Here is a 17,526-nt window from a genome sequence, read left to right as displayed (position 1 = left end):
TAAAACCCCTCCTGAAATTATGGTTTGACTGAACCCCTTTGTAACTATTAAAATGTCCCCCTTTTTAAAAAATTAATAGAATATTTTAATGATATAATTCTAGACGAAAATTGTAAATATTTTGTAAAGAAAATGACAAAAAAGAGGCTATTAGACCTATCTACGGTATTGGGTGTTTTGGCCTAATCGATTGTTAAACATGTTATTAAAGCTTTTAAAACATGACATTTGTCATATTTAATTCTTGACGTTTATGACTTTCAGGGTGTGTAGGTATGCTATAACATAAGAAGAAGATGGGGAAAAAACCATTGTCAAGGAGGACATTATGAGTAAACAAAAACAAGCTGATTTAAAAAAACGTGTTGCAGCTTTTGCTGTATCGGATAAAAGAGCGAGTATTCAGCAGCTTATAAATACGATTCTTCCATTTTTCTTTATTTGGTTTTTGGCGTATCAAAGTCTGTCTGTTTCAATATGGCTGACGCTCGGGCTCGCGGTAGTGGCGGCAGGATTTGTCGTTCGGATTTTTATTATTTTCCATGATTGTACACATGGTTCTTTCTTCAAGAAGCCCAAAGCAAACCGTATTGTCGGGACGCTCACAGGCATTATTACGCTGTTTGCCTTCGAAAAATGGAAGCGAAGCCATGCGATCCATCATGCAACAAGCAGCAATCTGGACAAGCGCGGTACCGGAGATGTCTGGGTAATGACAGTTGAGGAGTATGCTGAGGCTTCCTTTTGGGGTAGACTGGCGTACCGTCTTTACCGAAATCCAATTGTCATGTTCGGGTTAGGGCCACTTTACTTGTTTCTTCTCTCAAATCGTTTTAACCGAAAAGGCGCAAAGCGGAAAGAACGGATAAATACGTACGTTATCAATGCTTCGGTTGCCGTAATATATAGTCTGTTAATATGGGCAATTGGCTGGCAGGCCTTTCTCATTATCCAAATGCCCATCATCTTTATAGCAGGATCATTGGGTATTTGGCTATTTTATGTGCAGCACCAGTTTGAGGATTCTTATTTTGAAAATGAAGATGAGTGGGACTTTGTGAAAGCCGCTGTGGACGGCAGTTCGTATTACAAGCTGCCGAAACTTCTGCAATGGCTCACCGGCAGTATTGGTTTCCACCACGTGCATCATTTAAGCCCGAGGGTTCCGAACTATCATTTGGAAAAAGCACACGAATCAACACCGCCTTTAAAGCAGGCTACGACAATAACGCTTGCATCCAGTTTAAAATCAATTCGGTTCAGGCTGTACGATGAAGCAAGCAAGTCATTTGTCAGCTTTAAAGAGGTAAAAGAACTTTTGCGTAAGCGAAACCAGGCAAACCCAAGACTGCAGGAAAATTAAATGGATGAAAAAGGCTCTCTGTATATAGGGGGCCTTTTTCTGATATACTTAACTGAAACTGGAAAGGAGGTGCCTGGATGCAGAACTGGTATCATATTGTGCCAAAGAACACGGGGCTCAGTATTTACGCTTGGATCATATTTTGTGTTCTCCCTTTTTATTTCATATTTCGAATCTCAGCAATGTGGGAGATTATTTTCGGCATATTAATGATATTCCTGTTTTTTATCGCTTACCGGGTATCCTTCCTTTCCAAAGGCTGGATCGTTTATTTATCCGTTAGTGTTGAAATCGTTATTAATGTTTTAATGACAATATTTTTGGGCTACGCATATTTTGCACTGTTTTTAGCGTTCTACATTGGCAACCTGCAGGTCAAGGAACGCTTTTTGACGCTTTATATCATACATCTGTTAACGACAATCGCTGCCGTTACTGCCGGTTTCTTTACTCAAAATGAAATTTTCCTGTCCCAGCTACCGTTTATAGCGTTTAACGTCATCGGAGTAATCCTTCTGCCTATAACGCTTTATCAGCGCAATAAACGGGAAAGGCTGGAAAGCGAGTTGAGAGCGGCGAACGAAAAACTTTCTCAGATGGCAGTCCTCCAGGAGCGTCAGCGCATTGCCCGCGATTTACATGATACATTGGGACAAAAGTTATCGCTTATCGGATTAAAAAGTGATTTGACAGGCAAATTAATCGATGTCAAACCTGATAAAGCAAAAAGTGAAATCGATGATATTCATCAAACCGCACGAACTGCGCTAAAAGAAGTTCGTGAAATGGTTTCCGATATGAAAGGCACGAAACTGGAAGATGAGATGCCTCGTGTCAAGCAGCTGTTGAAAGCAGCCAACATTGAATTTCATTTAAAAGGAAGTCCGCAGCTGACAAATATTCCGTTACTGGTGGAAAATGTATTAAGCATGTGCCTGAAGGAAGCTGTCACCAATGTTGTCAAACATAGTCAGGCTGCAGCTTGCCATATTACGGTTGCACAAACGCCGGAAAAAGTACGGATTCAGGTGCAGGATAACGGCCTTGGCATGCTGGACCATAAGACCTCTAATGCAGAAAATGGTCTTAAAGGAATGCGGGAACGACTGGAATTTGTGAACGGGAGTCTGGCAATCGCTACAGAAAATGGCACCATACTTACGATCCAGACGCCAAGTGTGCTGCAACATAATAATCAGGAGGGCCTGTCGTGATAAAAATTGTGATTGCCGAGGATCAAAGTATGCTGCTTGGGGCGCTGGGTTCGCTGCTTGATTTAGAAGTGGATATGGAGGTTGTGGGCAAAGCCAAAAACGGCGCAGAAGCACTGACATTGGCTGAGCGTTATCACCCCGACATTTGCATTATGGATATCGAGATGCCGGTAAAAAGCGGACTGGACGCAGCTGAACAATTAATAGAGCATCCCTGTAAAGTGATTGTGTTAACCACCTTTGCCCGTACAGGATACTTTCAACGCGCGCGCAAAGCAGGTGTGGACGGTTATTTATTAAAGGACAGTCCAAGCGAGGAATTGGCCAGCTCAATCCGCACTATCATGAACGGCAGACGGGTTTACGCACCTGAGCTGATTGATATGATGTACGACGATGAAAACCCGTTGACCGAACGGGAAACACAGGTGATTAAACTGGTCGCTGAAGGCAAAAATACAAAAGAAATTGCAAGCGAGCTTTATTTAACAAATGGCACTGTCCGCAACTATGTATCGGTCATACTTGATAAATTGGAAGTGGCCAATCGGATTGAAGCCATCTCAAAGCTTAAAGAAAAAGGCTGGCTTACATAAAGCGCTGTATAAACAAAGCCCCTGATTCAAAAACTAAGGTATGAAAGGGGTGCAATCATGGCTGAGAAGAACAATCAATTTAAAGAAAATAAAAACCATGGTGAATATCGGAATGGCCGCAAGAGCCAATATAAAAACAGCAGTGTGCATGGCAAACAATTAAACGAATATGTCAGCAATAAAGACGATTAGCGTTTTTAAGTGACGTATGAGCGGCTGAGAAAAAAGGTTTAAAAGTAAATGAAAAGACGAACGATTACTAGGAAAGGAAGCGGGATACACCGCTCCGGAAATATGCTTCGCTTTCCGCGGGCGGCTGGTGAGCCAACTCGTGCCAAGGCACTTCGTTGTCTCACCTATGCCTTTCTTCCCGCAGGAGTCTACACATATTTCCTCCGCTAAACTTAATTATCGTTCGTCTTTTATATTGAAATCAAATGTTATGGCCCAGCCTCTTTTTTATCCGGCATATAAAGGACAGTAAGCCCCCAACTCAAATGTTCGAGGATATACGATCACTTTATAGGAGGTCTTACTAAAATGGACAAAGGAATGTTTCTTGATCGTGATGGTGTGATAAACGAAGTGCTGTCAAAGCGGGTTAAATTTGTGAATCGGCCGCGTGACTTTTACCTGCTTGAGGGGGCGGGCGAAGCGATTAAAATTTTTAATGAGCTGGGCTATCGTGTTTTTGTCGTCACCAATCAGGGCGGCATTGGACTGGGATATATGCATGAGGAGGCACTGACCGCAGTCCACGATAAAATGAAATCGGATCTCGGACTGTTTGACGCGACGATTACCGATATTGCTTATTGTCCGCACAAACCGCATGCAGGCTGTCCCTGCCGCAAACCAAAGCCGCAAATGATTTTCGATCTTGCTGAAAAACACCAGATTGATTTGTCTGAAAGCTATATGGCAGGGGATCGGCAGCCGGACATAGAAGCAGGGAAACAAGCAGGCACTAAAACGGTTCTAGTGGGCTCTGGAGACGAGCAAAAGGTTAGTGCAGATATGTCTTTTTCCACGCTTTTTACGTTTGCAGACTGGCTGAAATGGCATCACTAATTTTTCATGGATTTATGGTTTCAGGGAAGGCTAAACCATGCCGTGAAAAATTTTGAACGAAAGGATGACGTTGCATGAGAAGTTTCATTTTCCTGATGGCACTTTCACTTATGCTGTTTTCAAGTGTGCCATCTGCATCAGCTTTTTATAAAGGGTTTGCCGAAGACCTGCAACAACAGAAACAACAGACTGAGGATTCGAAAAAGGAAACGTATCATCATATTTTCCTGAAACTGAAAGCCGAAGAACTCGGAATTGATACAGGAGGAAAAGATAAAGAGCAGCTCCACCAGGAGGTCGCTGAGCGAAAGATTAAACAATCAGCCGAAGAAAACGGCATTGAAACAGATGGGAAAAGTATTAAAGAGCTGGCCAGAGAAGTTCATCATGCTGAAGTTAAGAAAAAAGCAGAACAATTGGGCATGAACATAAAGGGAAAAGATCCACAATTGCTTGCTGAAGAAGTGTTTGAAGAAATGCTGAATCAGCGGGCAAATGAACTCGGCATTGACCCTGCCGGAAAAGACGTTGAACAATTGAAAAAAGCCGTTATGGAAGCGTCAATTAAACAAGAAGCTGATGCGCTCAATATAGCGACCGAGGGGAAAGATGCCAAAAAGCTGCAAAAAGCGGTACACGAAAAGAAAATATCTCAGTCGGCTGAAAAATTAGGGATTAAGACAGACGGCAAGAATATTGAAGAATTGCTTGATGAGATTATGACCAAACACGCTAAGGAAGCAAAACAGCAAAAATTGTACCCGTTTGAGAAAAGGAAGGGTGCTCTTTTCCAAGGCCACCATATGGGCGAAAGTTAAAAGTAGTATAACTCTGAATAGCCTATTCGGTGTAAAGGGGTGGAGCTGCAGAGACCAAATCACAAGATGGTTTGGTCTTTTTGATTCGAATTGCAAAAAAAGAAGGGTTATCCAGGTACATTATTGAATATACTATTTAGAAAACCTTGCAGAGGAGGATGGTGCATGAGTGAAAAGGCACGCATTAAAGTGAACGACAACGGACCGTATTTGGTGAAAGGCGAAGTGGAAATGGTCGATGCAGAGGGAAATGTGTTTGAAACGAAGAAGGCATTTTCGCTTTGCCGCTGCGGTCATTCGAACAATAAGCCGTTCTGTGACGGGAGTCATCGGAAAGCAGGGTTTGAAAGCGAGCCGCGCGCTGATTAAAACGCGGGTGCTAACCGATTAATTTTCAACCCTGATCATGGCGGCTTGGTGCCGCTGTTAAGAAACAGCACAGTTGTCATCACCTCCTCGTTTTGGAATAATATTAGTGTATGGATTAATTCTAACCATGAGGAGTGGGAATCATGAAAGTCTTAGTGATCGGCGCAAATGGCCAAATTGGACAACATATCGTGAAACAGTTGCAAAATAATGATAAACATACAGTCCGGGCAATGGTCCGAAAAGAAGCGCAGGCAGAAGAGTTGAAGAAAAACGGTGTTGATGCGGTGATCGCCAACCTTGAAGGGCGAAAAACGTCAATTGTTAAAGCAGCTAGAGGCTGTGACGCGGTTGTGTTCGCTGCCGGTTCCGGGGGCAGCACCGGTGCAGAGAAAACATTGCTTGTCGATTTGGACGGGGCCGGAAAATCAATTGAAGCGGCTGAAGAAGCAGAAGTAGAGCGGTTTATCATGGTCAGCGCGCTACAAGCCAATAACCGTGAAAATTGGAATGAAAAAATTAAACATTATTATGCAGCGAAGCATTATGCTGACAGGATGCTCGAGTTAAGCAATTTGAATTATACGATTGTGCGGCCTGGCGGATTGCTGAACGAAGAAGGCACAGGAGAAATTACGATTGCCGAGAACCTTGATGAACGCGGCTCTGTCCCGCGCGAAGATGTGGCCGGAACCGTGATTGCTTCATTGGCAGAGGAAAACACGTATAAACGCGGGTTTGACTTAATTTCCGGCGATACCGCAATTGATAAAGCTTTAAAAGATCTGTAAGCAAATGACACCAAAAGCCAATGTGCTTTTGGTGTTTTTGTGTGTATAATAAGGCAAGAGGTGAATACATATGTCAAAGAAAATCATAATCGATTGCGACCCGGGTCACGATGACGCGATGGCGATTATCTTAGCAGCTTCCAGTATCAGCAATTTACAAATTGAAGCTATTACAACGGTAGCCGGCAATGTCGGTGTGGAAAAAAACACAAAAAATGCATTGCGCATTTGTGATCTTGTCGGATTGGATGACGTGCCTGTGGCAATGGGAGCGGCTCGTCCGCTTGTAAGAGAGCCATTTGAGGCAGCCGATATACACGGCGAAAGTGGTCTCGATGGAACAGGGTTGCCTGAAGCTCCGATTAAATCATTAACTGAAGGCCATGCGGTCGATGTTTTAATTGAAACGTTGCGTTCCTCCGAGGACGGCCTTAAGCTGGTAACAATCGGACCGATGACCAATATTGCGATGGCGATAAGGAAAGAACCGGACATTTCTGCAAAAATCACCGAAATCGTCATGATGGGCGGCGGCACGTATGGAAACCGTACAGCAGCAGCCGAATTTAATATGTTTGCAGACGCTGAAGCGGCAAAAATTGTGTTTGAAAGCGGTGTGCCGATTGCAATGTTCGGGCTTGATCTCACACATCAGGCTCTCGCCACACCGGATAAACTTAAAGCACTGCAGGCAATCGATAACACTGTCGCTGAAACGGTTGTGGATATGATCAAATTTTACTCAAGCGCCTATAAAGGGAAATTTGCCGGTGCCGCATTGCATGACCCTTGCCCGATTGCTTATTTGATTGATCCTTCCATTTGCGAATTTCAGCAGGCAGTTGTAGATGTCGAAACACATGGTGAATTCACATATGGTATGACTGTCGCAGATTTTAAAGGGCGGACGGACAGAAAGCCAAATGTAGAGTTTGCCACGTGGCTCGATCAGGATAAATTCTGGCAGCTGTTTCTTGATGGACTGAGAACGTATTAAGTGTGGGGAAGTGGTGGTGTGAAGCGCGTGACGGATGGCAATTAGCTGGTGGCACGACCGGCAAATGCCGCGGTTCGCGTAGTGATGGGTGGAATTCGGTTGGTATCTGCGTGGTTCGGTTGGTCAACTCCGGAAATCGCGTGGTCCGGTTGAGTTTCGCGTGATGCTGGACGGAAATCGCGTGGTCTCCGCACAATTTCGCATGAGGTCCTGCCAAGTCTATATTTAAAATAAGAAACAAAGCACATAATTTTTGAAAGAAGGATTGCGATGGCTCGCATATTATACATTGAAGATGAAACAGATATCGGCAGGTGGGTCGCTCAGCGGTTAACAGCAAAGCGGCATGATGTCACATGGCTGACTTCCGGTGAATGTGTTGAACATTACCTTCAGCAATCGGATATTGTTATTTTGGATGTGATGCTGCCTGGTTTGGATGGATTTTCACTTGGAAGGCGCATTAAAAAAGAAAAACCGGACGTGCCGATTTTAATGCTGTCAGCCCGCACAGCCGTTGAAGATAAGTTGGAGGGGTTAAGTTTTGCAGAGGATTACGTCACCAAACCCTTTCATCCAGAAGAACTCGAAGCCCGCGTCGAAGTCCTGCTCAGGCGGTTTGATAAACAGACTGAACTGTTGACTGTGCGGCACTTGACCGTTAACCCAAAGGATCTGCACATTACCAATCGAGAAACAGGCGAGGAAATTCGGCTTACCGGGAAACAGTATCAGATCTTCCGCTATTTTTTACGGCATTTAAATCAGATTTTAACGAAAGAGCAGCTGTATGAGGGTGTATGGGAAGAACCGTATATGGATGGGGATAAAACGTTGATGGTCCATATCCGTCATTTACGGGAAAAGCTGGAAAAAGACCCTGCCAAACCGGCAATTATTGAAACGATACGCGGCATCGGTTACAGGGTGCGAAAATGAAACTGTTCCATTTTTTAAAATCATTGCAAGTGAAATATATCCTCATTATACTTACGGCTGTATTTATTATTCAAATCAGCTTATTAATATCAGTCTTTATATTATCTAGTACGGATGTCGATGAACTGGAGCGGGGTTATGCTGGTGTTGAAGATAAATGGCACATCGATGCGGAAGGTTTGGAAGAAATATCTAAAGCATCGGTCATGACACATTTCCGAAAATGGAAAAAAGCCTATCCCGAAGCCGGCATGTTTTGGGTAAACGACGAAGGGCAGCTTGCAGCCGAATTGGACACCAACGGGACGGTTCCGGCTGAATGGGATGCTTCTTATACCGCTCAATTTATTAAAGACCGATATGCGGGTAATCCGTTTACCGTTGTCGCTTTTATCGGGGAGCAACATGACGAAGGTTTTATGGTGCTGGAATTGCCGCGGGAAGTGATGGATGCTGCCGTAAGTGACCGGGCCTGGGTGTACTCAGTCACATTTCTTGTGCTGCTCCTCCTATTGCTGGTTTTATCTTTATTCTTCTTCAGGCAAATCCGGAAACGATTGTTAAACCTTCAGAATGCCATGACGGTAAGAGATGTTGATAACTTGCCGGTGTTAATTGATGTGAAAAAGCAGGATGAAATCGGTCAGCTGGAAACGGCGTATAATACGATGGTTATCGAATTGCGTGAGAGCAGACGGCGCGAGCAGCAGGAAGAACAGCTGAGACGCGAGCTGATTGCTAACCTGTCCCATGACTTGCGCACGCCCATGACTAAAATGCGGGCCCAGATGGATGCATTGACAATGGATAATCTGACCCCGGAGGATAAACAGAGGGCGGTTAACAGGCTCGGGGGGTCGATTGACCGGGTCGATCGGCTAATGGAAAATCTGATGTCCTATACGCTGCTGACAGCAAGCAAGCTGGAATACCAGCCTGAAAAGATTGATGTCATCCGGTATATAAAAACCGCACTTGCTTCGTGGTACCCACTGTTTGAACAGGAAAAATTTTACATAGAAATTGATCTCGAGCCGTTTGAAAACAGTATATGGGTGATCGATACGCTGTGGATGGACAGAGTGCTTGATAACGTGCTGCAAAACGTTATCCGCTATGCAAAAGATGGTCGGTATATTGGTGTATTCACCGAGGAAACTACAGCTTATGATGCCATTGTCATCACTGACCATGGCCCGGGGATGGATGAAAATTCAACCGATAAAGGAGCTGGTATCGGATTATCAATAGTTGATATGATGGTCCGGCAAATGGGCTTGGAATGGAACGTGGAAACGAATCATCATGGTACCACCTTTCGTTTGAAAAAGAAAAAACAACATGGTAATGCACCCGGTGACTAGCATGCTGGGTGTATTTTTAAACAATTTTTAACCTTTGCTCAACCTAAGTTTAAACGAAGGCATGTATTCTATGAGTGAGGTGAAGCAAATGGATTATGTCATACAGACGAATCAATTAGTTAAACAATTTGGTCGGGAGCAGGCGGTGGATACGATTAATCTCGCGATACCTGAAGGGGAAGTGTATGGCTTTCTCGGCCCGAATGGCGCAGGGAAAACCACCACCATACGGATGCTGCTCGGGCTGATGAAGCCGACATCCGGAACGATACATATTTTTAACCGGGATTTAAAAAAAGAACGAATCAGCATTTTAAAACAGGTCGGCTCCCTTGTGGAAAACCCATCCTACTACCCCCATTTAACGGCGAGGGAGAATCTTGAAGCGCTCAGGAAAATCTATCAGGTACCGAAATCGCGTATTGATGAGGTTTTGGCAATTGTGAAGTTGGAGGATGCTGCCGATAAAAAAGTGAAGGCATTTTCATTAGGAATGAAACAGCGGCTCGGTATTGCTGCTGCTTTACTTCATGAGCCGAAACTGCTTATTCTTGATGAACCGACGAATGGACTGGATCCCTCAGGCATTATTGAGGTACGTCATTTAATTAAAAGCCTGCCTGCCAAATTTGGCATCACGGTTCTGATTTCAAGTCATTTGCTATCTGAAATTGATCAGATGGCCACATCGGTCGGAATTATATCCGAGGGAAAGTTGATTTTTCAGGACACCATTGAAAGGCTTCGGGATCATGCCCGAGAGCATATCACATTGCGTGTCGGCGACAGTATGGCGGCCTCTGAGGCACTTTTGGTCAGGGGCGTTCATGCGGAAAGCAGGGATGGGCTTGTTTTTTTGCAGGAGGGCTCAGATACGCACGTCGCACAGGCTGTCCGAATGCTTGTTCAGGATGGCTATAATGTGTATCGCATTGAAGAAGCGAAGCGTTCGCTGGAAGATATATTTCTCGATATGACAAAGGGGAATGTATTATGATCGGGCGTTTACTCAAGTCGGACTTTTTGAAAATCAAGCGTAAAGGGGTGTGGCTTTTAACACTGATCGGTCCGCTGGGCGTCGTTTGTCTGCAGATGGTTAATTATAGTTTGCGAAAGGATTATCTGCTTCAACAGAGTGATAACGATTGGCACTTTTATTTGCTGAATGTTCATGCTTTTACCCCCCTTGCTCTCGTGCTTGGCATTGTTATTCTGACATCCCTGATAGCGAGCGTGGAAAATGAAACAAATGCATGGAAACAGCTGATTGCCCTACCGGTTTCTAAAATGGCAGTCTATTTATCTAAATTCACGGTCTTAATAGTTCTGCTTCTGACTTCATCCGTGTTATTGCTCATCTTTACACTCGGATACGGCCTCTACCTTAACTTGGGTGACAGCGTGCCATATACCAGTCTGATAAAATTCAGCTTATACCCGTTCGCGGCATCGTTGCCTGTTTTAGCGCTCCATTTGTGGATAGCGCTAGTGAGCCGTCATCAGGGGATCCCGGTGACAGCGGGTGTAATCGGTGTCATCTTAACGTACATGGGTTATTCATTGCCGGACTGGCTGATTTGGAAGTGGCCTGCGTTAATGAACGATTGGGCCAATCCTGATATCGTCGTGCAGTTGGGTATTGGCGTAGGTTTGCTTGTCTATTTAACTGGTATGCTTCATTTTGTACGAAAGGATGTGGTCTGATATGTTTTGGCATGTGTTACGAACTGAAGTGTTTAAGTTCCGTCAATCCGGTATGCTGCCAATTTTGCTTGTCAGTCCATTCATTGGTCTCATGATAGGTGTGATGACAAATTTATCCGGTATGGCAACTGGAGGAAATAGCTGGCTATTACTTGTGCAATTCATGCTCTTGCCTTATGCTGTTCTGTTTTTGCCATTGATGACCGGTGTGCTCGCTGGTGTCATATGCCGTTATGAACATCAGGCGGGCGGGTGGAAGCAATTACTGTCGCTTCCGATTACGCGAGGCAGTGTGTTTGCAGCCAAATACGCGCTGCTAATGGCTGCAGTTCTGATAATGCAGCTGCTGTTTCTTGGTGCTGTCTTTCTGGTGGGGCAACTGAAGGGTATCACCGATCCGTTTCCGATGATTATTTTCTGGAAAAGCATCTTTGGCGGGTGGATAGCAACATTGCCGCTCGCAGCACTCCAGCTGACGCTCTCGATAATGTGGAAAAGCTTTGCAGCACCATTTGCCGTGAACGTCATATTTACATTGCCGGCAATATTAGCCGTTAACTCACAAGACTTTGGCCCCTTTTATCCGTGGGGACAGCCTTTTTTAATGATGTATACCGGGAGTGCGTCTGACAGCGTCTTTTATGTGCCGTGGGAGCAGGTGCTGACCGTGGTCGGCGGCAGTCTGGTCATTTTCCTGGCAGCCGGGTGGTTTTATTTTCAGCGAAAAGCTGTTTAAAGAACCCGACGGTGAACCTCAGAATCTAACGCAGGGATTCTGGGGTTTTTTCATTAGTAAAATAAAGGAATTTTAAATCGTTATGTCGAATTACGTCATCAGGACGTAATAAAACAATGGTAGCGAGTAGTTTAAGAATGCAAACAGGGGATGACTCGATACTTGGCAAAATTGCTATCTTAATTGCGGTTCTGGCACTTTCTGCATTTTTAATGAATACGTTTTCAACGAAAAGGTTGAATGTCGAGCGGCGAAAACTTTGTTATGATCACGACAGGCTGGTTTTGAGTGTGAATACAATCGGAGACATGGGCTATCCGTTGACAACTATCAGGAGGAAAAAAATATGGACCAAGCTAAAATCGGCATTGATGCCGGGGGAACACTTATTAAAATAGCATATTATCAGGACCGCATCGTAAACTATCATTCATTTCCATCTACAGCACTAGAAGAAGCAGCATCATGGGTCGCCCGGCAGTTTGAAAACCCTGCGGTATGCGTAACAGGCGGGAAAAGTCATGCGCTTGCCGAAAGACTGTACGCTGAACCGAAAACTGTCCTCGAATTTGATGCAACTGCACAAGGTATTACATATTTAGCAAATCAGCAAGAACAATCTATCGGTGACAATTTTTTATTTGTCAATGTCGGGACCGGAACTTCGCTGCATCGCGTCAATAACGGCAAACAGAAACGTGTCGGCGGTTCGGGTGTCGGAGGCGGCACACTGATGGGTCTCGCATTCTTAATGACAGGCATGCACCACTATGAACAAATCGTTAGAAATGCAGCAGAAGGCAACCGGGAGAATGTTGATCTGAAAGTAAAAGATATATTTGAAGGAACGGTGCCGCCAATCTCAGGGGATCTGACTGCCAGTAACTTTGGAAAAACGGAAGAAATCGTTAATGAACGGCCAGCTGATGAAGATATTTTAGCAGGCATGATTGGGCTTGTCGGCGAGGTGCTCGTCACAATCAGCAGTCAAATGGCAGGCCAATATGATGCAGAATCGATCGTTTATGTCGGCTCGTCATTCAAGTCCAATCCGCTGCTTCAGGAAATAATTAAAAAATATGCCGGTATGATCGGGAAAAAACCGGTGTTTCTAAAGCAAGGCGAATACAGCGGCGCGCTCGGCGCATTGTTGTCACTGTAATTGAGAGTCTGCCATTTTGATGTGAGCTTTTATTGGATTTTGGTATAATAAAACATGTGAAACGGGAAAAGTTCAACGCAATCTTTTAAGCAAAATGGCAGGTGTACAATAGCATGACGTTAGAAGGAAGCATTCCGGTTATTATCTTTATTATTCTATTTATGATGATTGCATTGGCAGTCAGCTATATTTACGGCTGGAAAATGATTGAAGCGACAGGTTTATTCGGTTCACAGACATTCATCGCCAGTATGATTAATCTGTTTTTGTGGGCATGTGCCGTATTTGGCTGGTTTCTCTATACGACAGGCAAAGGCGAAGAACTGTTTTTCGGCGGGTTAGTGCTGATGGGGGGACTGTTTGTCCTCAGCGAAGCGGCGCTTATCACAACATTATTCTTGAGACGGCATAATTTTATGGGAACCGACAACGGAACCGAGGAGAGAAGCGAATCGGACGAGAATGCCAGACTTATAGATCAGGGAAAACAGGAGTGAACAGCGGGAGGAGTATATATTTTTGACAACCGGCATCGCAACAGCCGGCTACTTCATCGGGAGAGGTCTTGAAAATTTGGGCAGCTGACAATGGTAGTAAAAGAAGGGATACATATCATACGAATGATTACCAGCGTTATAACTGAGTGAGATGAAAGAAAGGATTCACAGAATTCAGCTGAAGCAAGTAGTATAGCTGAAAAGGGGCTTCCAACTATGACACGAAATGTTATGGATTTTATCATGCTAATTGTTTTGTCAGCCCTATTATTAACTGGCTGTGCGCCAGGAACAACGGAGGATGACACGATGCGTGAAGAAGGACCGATCACGAAGGAAAAATCAGACCTTTCATTTAAGTCGATTAATCCTGGTGAAGCGCCCGAAAGTGTCCAAACGTGGATTGAAAAAAACAGGAAAGAAGAAGCGAAGAAAGTTTCTCACGCTGATAGTAAAACGTACGTAATTATCATGCTTGGACAGAAATCAACCGGCGGCTTTTCCGTCACAATTGATTCAATGCAGCTTGAAAAAATAATTTCACCGGAATCCAAGGCTGATAAGGGAACGGTGCACGTCACATACCATACCATCGAACCGGAAGAAGGCAGCATTAACACGCAAGCTTTAACTTACCCGATGGCAATAGCTGAACTGGAAGGAACGCGCGATTATGACTATCGATTTTTAGAAAAAAGCAAAGAGAATCATGACGGCGAGCAGAGTGAGCCCATCCAGCCCGAGAAGCTAATGGGCGGCTGAAAACAGGAGCGAAGAACGATGATGATTAGACCAATCGAATCAAACGATGCAAAAGAATTTCTAGAACTGAACAAACGTGTTGATGCGTCAGGTTTCATGCTGCATGAACCCGGTGAACGAAATACAACAGTTGATCAGCAAAAAGAGGCTATCGAAAAGGTTTTATCTGAAGAGCGGTCGGCTTTTTTCGTGGCTGAATCGGCTGGTACTCTCGCCGGCTTCATCGCTGCGTTTGGCGGCAAAATGAAACGGAACAAGCATTCGGCATACATTGCGCTGGGTGTTCATGATGCATTTTATGGTCAGGGGATTGCAACATCATTGATTGAGAGAGTATATGAATGGGCAAACGAAATGGGTATTTCAAGGCTGGAGCTGACAGTCATTAAAGACAATGAGAAAGCGATCAATCTCTATCAGAAAATGGGTTTTCAGATTGAAGGTGAAAAAATCCATTCACTGATGATCGATGGGCAGCCTGCAAATGAGTATTATATGTACAAGCTGAACTAATGCGCGAGTATGGTTATTTACGCTGTAGATTCGTGAGAAATCGCTGTAGTTTTCAGCGCATCGCTATAGATAGACGGATAATCGCTGTAGTTTTTCATGGATTTACGCGTTGAATGCGGTGACAGTAATTACGTGTGTTTGCTGTCCTCCGGTGGTATAATAGCCTAAACGAGGGGGGAGCCCGATGGATGAAACGTTAAACCAGATTTTAAGTGAATTAAAGGGATTACGCACGGGTTTAGATGGCGTAAGAACAGATATAACGGATATACGTACAGATATAACGGATATGCGTACAGACATAACTGATTTACAAACAGATATAACCGATTTGAAACAGGGGCAGAAGAGGATTGAAGACGGCCAGGAAAGACTTCAAAAAAATTTGGTCGCCAGTGTAGGTGACTATACTGAAAAAATAATTGATCATTTTGATGATAAGACCGATGTACTGAACAATCGCGTATTCAAAGTTGAATCAGAAGTGAAAAATTTAAGCAGGCAGCAGTGAGTTAAATCATTGCTGCCTTCATAATTTTCATAATGCTTCTCCTCCTTCCGTGGATATTTTCCACTGAATAACACACCCTACTTTTATAAAGTCTTATTAAAGGTGGGGACCACACACGTGAATATTGCAGATATCATGACAGTAATTGGATTTGTTGTTGTTTCGCTAATTGTGCTAATCCTTATGGTAACTGGCGCATACATATATTTTGTCGATCGTACGCAGCGTCAGCACCCGGTGCTCCGCAACTATCCGGTAGTCGGGCGGGCACGGTATTTTTTTGAAAAAATCGGTCCGGAGCTCCGTCAGTATTTCTTTAATAATGACAGGGAAAGCAAGCCGATTTCGCGGGAAGAGTACGGCCATATCGTGAAAAAAGCGAAATATAAGCGTGATGTTGAAGGCTTCGGTTCGCAGCGCGATTTTGAAAAAGAAGGCTACTATATCCGAAATAGCATGTTTCCGAAGCTAACTGCGGAATTAAAAATGGACAAGGAATCAAAAGTAACGACGAATCGCTATTTATTAATAAAAGACCCGTTGTTTACACAAAGGAAAGAACATTTGGAAGAAGAAACGTCACCGGTTTATTTGCTTGATGAGGAAGATGCAATTGTCATTGGTGAAAATTGCAGAGAGCCGTTTAAACTCCGCGGACAGATCGGCATGTCGGCAATGAGTTACGGATCGCTTGGTGAGCGGGCGATCACCGCTTTGTCTGAAGGGCTTGGCATTGCAAAAGGCACGTGGATGAATACAGGTGAAGGCGGTCTGTCTGATTATCACTTAAAAGGCGGCGCAGACTTGATTATGCAAATTGGCCCCGGTATGTTCGGCCTCAGGGACAAGGAAGGGAATTTCAATTGGGATGAGTTGAAGGAAAAAAGTGAGATACCACAGCTGAAGGCGTTTGAAGTAAAACTAGGCCAAGGTGCAAAAACACGTGGTGGTCATGTTGATGCTGAAAAAGTGAACGAAGAAATTGCCCGGATTCGTATGGTTGAGCCGTATACGTCCATTGACAGCCCGAATCGTTTTCCGGAGTTCAATGACTTTCCCTCGCTGTTTGATTTTATTGAACGCGTGCGGGAACATTCCGGAAAGCCGGTTGGCATGAAAATCGTGGTGGGGAGTCACTTTGAAGCAGAAGATTTGGCAAAAGCGATACGGGATACCGGTAAAGGACCTGATTTTATTACAATTGACGGCAGCGAAGGCGGAACAGGCGCGTCGTATCAGGAGCTGACCGACAGTGTCGGATTGCCGATCAGGTCTGCGCTGCCGTTAGTGGATAACGCATTAAAGAAACATGGTGTCCGGGATCGGGTGAAGCTTATTGCTTCAGGCAAGCTGTATTCGCCTGATCGGGTAGCAATAGCCCTGGCCATGGGTGCTGATCTCGTCAACATTGCCCGGGCGTTTATGATTACAGTTGGATGCATCCAGACGCTGGAATGCCACTCCAACGGCTGTCCGGTCGGCGTGGCAACAACTGATCCGGACCTTCAGAACGCCCTCGTCGTTGATGAAAAGAAACACCGCACCGCTAATTACCTGATCTCTATGCGCAAAGGCTTGTATCGCGTTGCAGCGGCAGCCGGGCTGGAGTCACCATTGCATTTTAAACGTGAACATGTCGTTTATAAAGATGAAAAAGGCAAAACATGGTCGCTTGATGACATCTATCAGTCGATGATTCAGCCCGGTGGAGACGGGTCGATGAATGCGTGAAAGTTTGAATTAACACTTGAATTGGGAAAATAACAGCAGAACAAAAATCCGTTCAAGAGGGTTCATGATGAGTCGGAAGCCGGTTTTATCAAGCGGCTGTTATTCCAATTGATGGCGGCCAATCGTATAAATATTAATATCAGGCATTAAAGATCTCGGGCAGTGAGAAACATTCAGGTCTCCTGCCCGGTTTTTTCATAAAATAAAATCCCCGATCCATCAATCCTCTCGTTCAAACAAAATATCCCCCCTGTATGGAGGTATTCAACGGACAGTATGTTAGAATTTGTTTGGATCGGCCGAACTGAAGGAATAGTAATGTTGTCAATAATAGCATGAGTGTATTATATGATGCATGCGGAATCTGTTAAGAGGAAGGAGCATCATT

Annotated in this window: 21 protein-coding genes; all 21 read left to right on the top strand. The window is 44.4% G+C overall.

What is annotated here, in order from left to right:
• The first annotated feature begins 328 nt into the window (after nucleotides 1-328).
• The 21 genes from desA (at nucleotide 329) to BMZ22_RS05155 (ending at nucleotide 17,138) form a co-directional block, all read left to right on the top strand.
• Nucleotides 329-1,363 (top strand): Delta(5) desaturase DesA, encoded by a 1,035-nt coding sequence (gene desA, locus BMZ22_RS05245; protein WP_090082636.1) that lies wholly within the window; start codon nucleotides 329-331, stop codon nucleotides 1,361-1,363.
• 77 nt (nucleotides 1,364-1,440) lie between these two features.
• Nucleotides 1,441-2,577, top strand: a complete 1,137-nt coding sequence (locus BMZ22_RS05240; RefSeq protein WP_090082633.1) for a sensor histidine kinase — start codon at nucleotides 1,441-1,443, stop codon at nucleotides 2,575-2,577.
• Nucleotides 2,574-3,173 carry a response regulator transcription factor gene (locus BMZ22_RS05235; protein WP_090082630.1) on the top strand — a complete coding sequence of 200 codons (600 nt, stop codon included), beginning with the start codon at nucleotides 2,574-2,576 and terminating at the stop codon, nucleotides 3,171-3,173. Before BMZ22_RS05240 ends, BMZ22_RS05235 begins: the two co-directional genes overlap by 4 nt.
• A gap of 57 nt (nucleotides 3,174-3,230) precedes the next feature.
• The gene (locus tag BMZ22_RS17360) at nucleotides 3,231-3,365 is read left to right on the top strand and encodes a hypothetical protein (protein WP_281242072.1); all 135 of its coding nucleotides are present in this window, start codon (nucleotides 3,231-3,233) and stop codon (nucleotides 3,363-3,365) included.
• Between the two features lie 348 nt (nucleotides 3,366-3,713).
• Complete coding sequence (locus BMZ22_RS05230; protein ID WP_090082627.1) at nucleotides 3,714-4,244, top strand: D-glycero-alpha-D-manno-heptose-1,7-bisphosphate 7-phosphatase; 531 nt, start codon at nucleotides 3,714-3,716, stop codon at nucleotides 4,242-4,244.
• Nucleotides 4,245-4,318: 74 nt separating this feature from the next.
• On the top strand, nucleotides 4,319-5,062 hold the full coding sequence (locus tag BMZ22_RS05225; protein WP_090082623.1) for a hypothetical protein: 744 nt from the start codon (nucleotides 4,319-4,321) through the stop codon (nucleotides 5,060-5,062).
• Nucleotides 5,063-5,227: 165 nt separating this feature from the next.
• Nucleotides 5,228-5,431: a CDGSH iron-sulfur domain-containing protein gene (locus tag BMZ22_RS05220; protein WP_090082619.1), complete on the top strand. Its 204-nt coding sequence runs from the start codon at nucleotides 5,228-5,230 to the stop codon at nucleotides 5,429-5,431.
• A 143-nt stretch (nucleotides 5,432-5,574) separates the two neighbouring features.
• Complete coding sequence (locus BMZ22_RS05215; protein WP_090082616.1) at nucleotides 5,575-6,222, top strand: SDR family oxidoreductase; 648 nt, start codon at nucleotides 5,575-5,577, stop codon at nucleotides 6,220-6,222.
• A 70-nt stretch (nucleotides 6,223-6,292) separates the two neighbouring features.
• Nucleotides 6,293-7,219 carry a nucleoside hydrolase gene (locus BMZ22_RS05210; RefSeq protein ID WP_090082612.1) on the top strand — a complete coding sequence of 309 codons (927 nt, stop codon included), beginning with the start codon at nucleotides 6,293-6,295 and terminating at the stop codon, nucleotides 7,217-7,219.
• A 270-nt stretch (nucleotides 7,220-7,489) separates the two neighbouring features.
• Nucleotides 7,490-8,158, top strand: a complete 669-nt coding sequence (locus tag BMZ22_RS05205) for a response regulator transcription factor (protein ID WP_090082608.1) — start codon at nucleotides 7,490-7,492, stop codon at nucleotides 8,156-8,158.
• Nucleotides 8,155-9,522, top strand: a complete 1,368-nt coding sequence (locus BMZ22_RS05200; RefSeq protein ID WP_245745213.1) for a HAMP domain-containing sensor histidine kinase — start codon at nucleotides 8,155-8,157, stop codon at nucleotides 9,520-9,522. Before BMZ22_RS05205 ends, BMZ22_RS05200 begins: the two co-directional genes overlap by 4 nt.
• Before the next feature lie 88 nt (nucleotides 9,523-9,610).
• Entirely contained in the window at nucleotides 9,611-10,519 is a 909-nt protein-coding gene (locus tag BMZ22_RS05195; protein WP_090082604.1) for an ABC transporter ATP-binding protein, read from the top strand.
• Nucleotides 10,516-11,226, top strand: a complete 711-nt coding sequence (locus BMZ22_RS05190; RefSeq protein ID WP_090082600.1) for an ABC transporter permease — start codon at nucleotides 10,516-10,518, stop codon at nucleotides 11,224-11,226. Before BMZ22_RS05195 ends, BMZ22_RS05190 begins: the two co-directional genes overlap by 4 nt.
• A gap of 1 nt (nucleotide 11,227) precedes the next feature.
• Nucleotides 11,228-11,962 carry an ABC transporter permease gene (locus BMZ22_RS05185; protein ID WP_090082597.1) on the top strand — a complete coding sequence of 245 codons (735 nt, stop codon included), beginning with the start codon at nucleotides 11,228-11,230 and terminating at the stop codon, nucleotides 11,960-11,962.
• Nucleotides 11,963-12,078: 116 nt separating this feature from the next.
• Nucleotides 12,079-12,360, top strand: coding sequence for a hypothetical protein (locus BMZ22_RS16890; RefSeq protein ID WP_177183355.1), 282 nt, complete (start codon nucleotides 12,079-12,081; stop codon nucleotides 12,358-12,360).
• Nucleotides 12,309-13,124, top strand: a complete 816-nt coding sequence (gene coaW, locus BMZ22_RS05180; protein WP_090082593.1) for a type II pantothenate kinase — start codon at nucleotides 12,309-12,311, stop codon at nucleotides 13,122-13,124. The genes BMZ22_RS16890 and coaW overlap by 52 nt, the downstream gene beginning before the upstream one ends.
• 113 nt (nucleotides 13,125-13,237) lie before the next feature.
• Nucleotides 13,238-13,621, top strand: a complete 384-nt coding sequence (locus BMZ22_RS05175) for a hypothetical protein (protein ID WP_177183354.1) — start codon at nucleotides 13,238-13,240, stop codon at nucleotides 13,619-13,621.
• Between the two features lie 216 nt (nucleotides 13,622-13,837).
• Nucleotides 13,838-14,383 (top strand): protease complex subunit PrcB family protein, encoded by a 546-nt coding sequence (locus BMZ22_RS05170; protein WP_090082590.1) that lies wholly within the window; start codon nucleotides 13,838-13,840, stop codon nucleotides 14,381-14,383.
• An 18-nt stretch (nucleotides 14,384-14,401) separates the two neighbouring features.
• Complete coding sequence (locus tag BMZ22_RS05165) at nucleotides 14,402-14,896, top strand: GNAT family N-acetyltransferase (protein ID WP_090082587.1); 495 nt, start codon at nucleotides 14,402-14,404, stop codon at nucleotides 14,894-14,896.
• Nucleotides 14,897-15,080: 184 nt separating this feature from the next.
• A complete protein-coding gene (locus BMZ22_RS05160) occupies nucleotides 15,081-15,407 on the top strand; it encodes a hypothetical protein (protein WP_090082584.1) in 327 nt (108 codons plus the stop codon).
• A gap of 117 nt (nucleotides 15,408-15,524) precedes the next feature.
• Nucleotides 15,525-17,138 (top strand): FMN-binding glutamate synthase family protein, encoded by a 1,614-nt coding sequence (locus BMZ22_RS05155; protein ID WP_090082581.1) that lies wholly within the window; start codon nucleotides 15,525-15,527, stop codon nucleotides 17,136-17,138.
• Nucleotides 17,139-17,526: the final 388 nt, after the last annotated feature.

The sequence above is a fragment of the Lentibacillus persicus genome (assembly GCF_900112705.1).
GTDB lineage: Bacteria > Bacillota > Bacilli > Bacillales > Amphibacillaceae > Lentibacillus > Lentibacillus persicus.
Note: the sequence above shows the minus strand (reverse complement) of the source record. Positions and strands in the feature narration are given on the sequence as shown.

Coding starts and splice junctions, on each gene's coding strand:
- desA (WP_090082636.1), top strand. CDS start 329: ATGAGTAAACAAAAACAAGCTGATTTAAAAAAACGTGTTGCAGCTTTT.
- BMZ22_RS05240 (WP_090082633.1), top strand. CDS start 1,441: ATGCAGAACTGGTATCATATTGTGCCAAAGAACACGGGGCTCAGTATT.
- BMZ22_RS17360 (WP_281242072.1), top strand. CDS start 3,231: ATGGCTGAGAAGAACAATCAATTTAAAGAAAATAAAAACCATGGTGAA.
- BMZ22_RS05230 (WP_090082627.1), top strand. CDS start 3,714: ATGGACAAAGGAATGTTTCTTGATCGTGATGGTGTGATAAACGAAGTG.
- BMZ22_RS05225 (WP_090082623.1), top strand. CDS start 4,319: ATGAGAAGTTTCATTTTCCTGATGGCACTTTCACTTATGCTGTTTTCA.
- BMZ22_RS05220 (WP_090082619.1), top strand. CDS start 5,228: ATGAGTGAAAAGGCACGCATTAAAGTGAACGACAACGGACCGTATTTG.
- BMZ22_RS05215 (WP_090082616.1), top strand. CDS start 5,575: ATGAAAGTCTTAGTGATCGGCGCAAATGGCCAAATTGGACAACATATC.
- BMZ22_RS05210 (WP_090082612.1), top strand. CDS start 6,293: ATGTCAAAGAAAATCATAATCGATTGCGACCCGGGTCACGATGACGCG.
- BMZ22_RS05205 (WP_090082608.1), top strand. CDS start 7,490: ATGGCTCGCATATTATACATTGAAGATGAAACAGATATCGGCAGGTGG.
- BMZ22_RS05200 (WP_245745213.1), top strand. CDS start 8,155: ATGAAACTGTTCCATTTTTTAAAATCATTGCAAGTGAAATATATCCTC.
- BMZ22_RS05195 (WP_090082604.1), top strand. CDS start 9,611: ATGGATTATGTCATACAGACGAATCAATTAGTTAAACAATTTGGTCGG.
- BMZ22_RS05190 (WP_090082600.1), top strand. CDS start 10,516: ATGATCGGGCGTTTACTCAAGTCGGACTTTTTGAAAATCAAGCGTAAA.
- BMZ22_RS05185 (WP_090082597.1), top strand. CDS start 11,228: ATGTTTTGGCATGTGTTACGAACTGAAGTGTTTAAGTTCCGTCAATCC.
- BMZ22_RS16890 (WP_177183355.1), top strand. CDS start 12,079: ATGGTAGCGAGTAGTTTAAGAATGCAAACAGGGGATGACTCGATACTT.
- coaW (WP_090082593.1), top strand. CDS start 12,309: ATGGACCAAGCTAAAATCGGCATTGATGCCGGGGGAACACTTATTAAA.
- BMZ22_RS05175 (WP_177183354.1), top strand. CDS start 13,238: ATGACGTTAGAAGGAAGCATTCCGGTTATTATCTTTATTATTCTATTT.
- BMZ22_RS05170 (WP_090082590.1), top strand. CDS start 13,838: ATGACACGAAATGTTATGGATTTTATCATGCTAATTGTTTTGTCAGCC.
- BMZ22_RS05165 (WP_090082587.1), top strand. CDS start 14,402: ATGATGATTAGACCAATCGAATCAAACGATGCAAAAGAATTTCTAGAA.
- BMZ22_RS05160 (WP_090082584.1), top strand. CDS start 15,081: ATGGATGAAACGTTAAACCAGATTTTAAGTGAATTAAAGGGATTACGC.